Source organism: Caldisericum sp. (genome assembly GCA_022759145.1).
Taxonomy (GTDB): domain Bacteria; phylum Caldisericota; class Caldisericia; order Caldisericales; family Caldisericaceae; genus Caldisericum.
The window spans coordinates 1-3,102 of the sequence record JAEMPV010000008.1 but is presented as its reverse complement, the minus strand read 5'-3'; the positions used below and the strand labels follow the sequence as shown (position 1 = coordinate 3,102).

At 36.4% G+C, this 3,102-nt stretch carries 6 protein-coding genes and 2 tRNA genes; 2 read left to right on the top strand and 6 right to left on the bottom strand.

The window, feature by feature from the left end; translation table 11 throughout:
- Nucleotides 1-17: 17 nt before the first annotated feature.
- On the bottom strand, nucleotides 18-461 hold the full coding sequence (locus JHC30_00400) for a hypothetical protein (GenBank protein MCI4462620.1): 444 nt from the start codon (nucleotides 459-461) through the stop codon (nucleotides 18-20).
- Between the two features lie 184 nt (nucleotides 462-645).
- Nucleotides 646-870 carry a hypothetical protein gene (locus JHC30_00395; protein ID MCI4462619.1) on the bottom strand — a complete coding sequence of 75 codons (225 nt, stop codon included), beginning with the start codon at nucleotides 868-870 and terminating at the stop codon, nucleotides 646-648.
- A 314-nt stretch (nucleotides 871-1,184) separates the two neighbouring features.
- Here JHC30_00395 and JHC30_00390 point away from each other — a divergent pair.
- A tRNA-Gln gene (locus tag JHC30_00390) sits at nucleotides 1,185-1,257 on the top strand.
- 1 nt (nucleotide 1,258) lies between these two features.
- Nucleotides 1,259-1,331: transfer RNA gene (locus tag JHC30_00385), tRNA-Gln, on the top strand.
- Nucleotide 1,332: 1 nt separating this feature from the next.
- Here JHC30_00385 and JHC30_00380 read toward each other — a convergent pair.
- The 4 genes from JHC30_00380 to JHC30_00365 all read right to left on the bottom strand — a co-directional run.
- Complete coding sequence (locus JHC30_00380; protein MCI4462618.1) at nucleotides 1,333-2,079, bottom strand: PD-(D/E)XK nuclease family protein; 747 nt, start codon at nucleotides 2,077-2,079, stop codon at nucleotides 1,333-1,335.
- 20 nt (nucleotides 2,080-2,099) lie between these two features.
- Nucleotides 2,100-2,390 (bottom strand): hypothetical protein, encoded by a 291-nt coding sequence (locus tag JHC30_00375; protein MCI4462617.1) that lies wholly within the window; start codon nucleotides 2,388-2,390, stop codon nucleotides 2,100-2,102.
- A 1-nt stretch (nucleotide 2,391) separates the two neighbouring features.
- Nucleotides 2,392-2,565: a hypothetical protein gene (locus tag JHC30_00370; protein MCI4462616.1), complete on the bottom strand. Its 174-nt coding sequence runs from the start codon at nucleotides 2,563-2,565 to the stop codon at nucleotides 2,392-2,394.
- A 168-nt stretch (nucleotides 2,566-2,733) separates the two neighbouring features.
- Nucleotides 2,734-3,102: hypothetical protein (locus JHC30_00365; protein ID MCI4462615.1), on the bottom strand; the 369-nt coding region annotated here is incomplete at its 5' end.

Sequence of the window (3,102 nt, the reverse complement as noted above, 5' to 3'; positions counted from 1 at the left end):
TAGAAAAATTAAAAAATTTAAGCTGGCGTAGAGGCTACATTATTTGCCTTTGGCTCGTATGTCCCAAAGAACTCCTTTATTCCCAGACCAATTGCACCAATGACTGATAATATAAAGCCATACCAAATATTGCCACCTACGTCACCAACAGACATCATACCTCCAATGCCAACCAAAAGCGATGATAGAAACACAAGGAATGACTGCTGCTCATCGGTAAGACCAAGTTCGCTTATTGTTATACTGCCAGTAGCCCATTCCTTAAATGCAAGACCTAATGCACCAACCAAAGCTAGTATAATTGCTATATCAGTACCAAGCCCTGCTGGAACCGAAATCCCAGCAATTGCTATAAGTATAAACGATCCAAATACCAACCATGCCTGTGCCTTGTCCGATAAACCAATTTTCCCAGCTGTATACCCTTCACTGACTAGTTCTTTGATAACCAATATAATCACACCCAACACAAACATTATCACTGTCCCTGCTAGGCTGTATGTAACAAAGTGTGTTCCTGCGTTCACTATGCCCAAGCCTATTAGCAACGATCCAACAAAGGCAACAAATGCCTGCCAACCATTACCAATACTACCCAGTTTTGCCATATATCATATAAATACACACTACTATTTAAACGTTTGGTTATTGCTCAATACCCATTATCTCATACAAGTGATTTATGCGTTCATCAAGCCTTTCTATCCTATTTTTCAATTCCACTATTTCTGACTCAAGTTCCATAATAATTGTATTTAACCTTCTAATTTCATCTTTATTTTCATTGTTTGTTTTTATGACCCTGTGGAATGACATATATTGCTTTAATTTTTTTGCCTTTTCATTCTCATTTTCCCATTGGCTAGGCATTTTTACCACCATGGCTTAAGTTATACCTTTACTATTATTTGAATTTTTTTATCGCTAAAAGCATAAAAATGAATAATATTATGAATACCAAAAATAGCGGTAGTCTGGGAGACTGTCCCAGAGCTACCCGCCCAATGGTGCTGTTAATTTCCCCATACCCCATCTTTGGGGGTATGGGAGACCATATACTCGCAACGCAACACCTTATGCGTTGCTCACAAGTGCCTTCTAAGGCACAGATATAGTAATAATTTGGATATATTTAAACTTTTTGCAATCAAAAGGTTTTTATATTGTTAATGGTATTTACAGCCAGTCCCGTGGTGTAGAGGACAAGCATCCCAGACTTTGGATCTGGGGACGGCAGTTCAAATCTGCCCGGGACTGTAGCCCCGTGGTGTAGTGGCCAAGCATTGCTGGCTCTGAACCAGCAGACAGTGGTTCAAATCCACTCGGGGCTGCCTAAAATATATTTGAGCCAAAAGCGTCTCCATACTTACAAATTTCTTTAAATGCACAGTAATCACAATACCAAGACTCCTTTTTGTCTGGGACTTTGTTTTCCTTTATGCCCTTTATTGCCAATGAAACAACAGATTCCATTTCTTTTCCGTAGCGTGTTATATCGTCATCAGTTATTTCCTCTGCAAATACAAAGACATGGTCGCTTGAGCCAATATTATCTATGCTGACACCGCTTACCTTATGGCCTGATTGATTAATATACACAGAACCAGTCCTGAAATATAAAAGAGCAATTCCATTTACCGTTATTCCCTTTGTTTCACGCAGTAAATAAGCATAATACATTACTTGTTTGCGGTGGTGGTCATACATTTCAGTAGGTGGAGCAAGTACAAACTTTTTATCAATAATATACCTTTTATCGCCTTTTTCTAGAATTTCATCAATAGTCCCAGAAATAATAAAGTCATCATACTTTTTTTCTATATTGAATTCGTGGAAGTCGGTTATTCTTGTTTCGTGGAGCTTCATTCCAACCCAAATCCTAAACATTTCATCGTCATTGTTTATTACTGTCTTTGGCCCATATTTATACTCAAAATACAGTTTCCTCGGACAGCCATAAACTATTGAAGAAACATGGAATTTCCCGTCAGGTTTATGAGAGCCATAAGAGATATTCTCTTTTACCCTGTTTCTGAAAACATTTTTTATATATTCATTAATCTTCAATTCCTCAGCCATTATAGCATCACCTAAGCACATCAGCTATTTAATTTTTTCCCATTTGCGTAATAATTTATACTTTCATTGAGCTTTATTATAGAGCCATTCCTGAACCTTTCCCTAAAAACAAATCCCTTCCTTTCCAAAGACCTTATTGTATTCGACAGATTGCTCTTGTTATAACTTTTTCCAGCAACAGACATTACTTGGCTTACCTTTTCAAATATTTCATTGAAAGACATGCTTTTGTTCTTAATAAGCATTAGCATTACGATCTTTTCAACCGGGCCGAGAACACCAATATCTACGTGCTTATAGTTAAGTGCCATACTACCACCTCCGCTTCATCTGTCCAATCTGGATATTGATAAGAACAGCAGCACCAACCAATAAAAGTATAACACCTATCACCTCACCAATAACTGTTGAGCCATAATAAAATAGAATAAATGTGCCATACATAAACAAAAAAAAGAATAATATAAATTCTATAAACTCACTCATTATAGATTACCTCCTTTTTTGTCCCACAAATCTAGCAATATTAAAAACAAAATTAGGGCAACCGAAAAAATGAGATAGCTCACATACCAACTCGAATAAAACAGCACGACCAAAGATCCAACTAGCAACAACAATAACGCAACGTAAATCTCTATATCGTCCTTGATTTCACTGCTTATTTTCATTTTTTTCATCACCATCTTGCTTTTTATTAGATTCTGGGTTTACAGCTGCATAATTTATAATATATAGCTGTTTAAGGAATTCCGAGCCATAGCCATGTTCCAAGTCATCAATCAGTTTTTTATCGTGGATTTTGCCCTCTTTGTATTTTATATATATATCAAGTAGTTCATAAAGTTCATATTCGAGTGCATTGAATTCATCTATATCATTGCCAGTATTGTCAAGTATGTCTATTGCATATTTGCCATACGTAAGTTCTAGTATATAATATTTTTTGCCTTTAGAAGTCTCAACATATTTTGCTATTGTTGTGCCAGCTGGGAGGTTTATATAATTAAGCCTTGTTGCTTC

What these genes read in the sequence shown, in the direction of transcription:
- JHC30_00395 (MCI4462619.1), bottom strand. Translation starts at nt 870, where the DNA reads ATGCCTAGCCAATGGGAAAATGAGAATGAAAAGGCAAAAAAATTAAAG.
- JHC30_00380 (MCI4462618.1), bottom strand. Translation starts at nt 2,079, where the DNA reads ATGGCTGAGGAATTGAAGATTAATGAATATATAAAAAATGTTTTCAGA.
- JHC30_00375 (MCI4462617.1), bottom strand. Translation starts at nt 2,390, where the DNA reads ATGGCACTTAACTATAAGCACGTAGATATTGGTGTTCTCGGCCCGGTT.
- JHC30_00370 (MCI4462616.1), bottom strand. Translation starts at nt 2,565, where the DNA reads ATGAGTGAGTTTATAGAATTTATATTATTCTTTTTTTTGTTTATGTAT.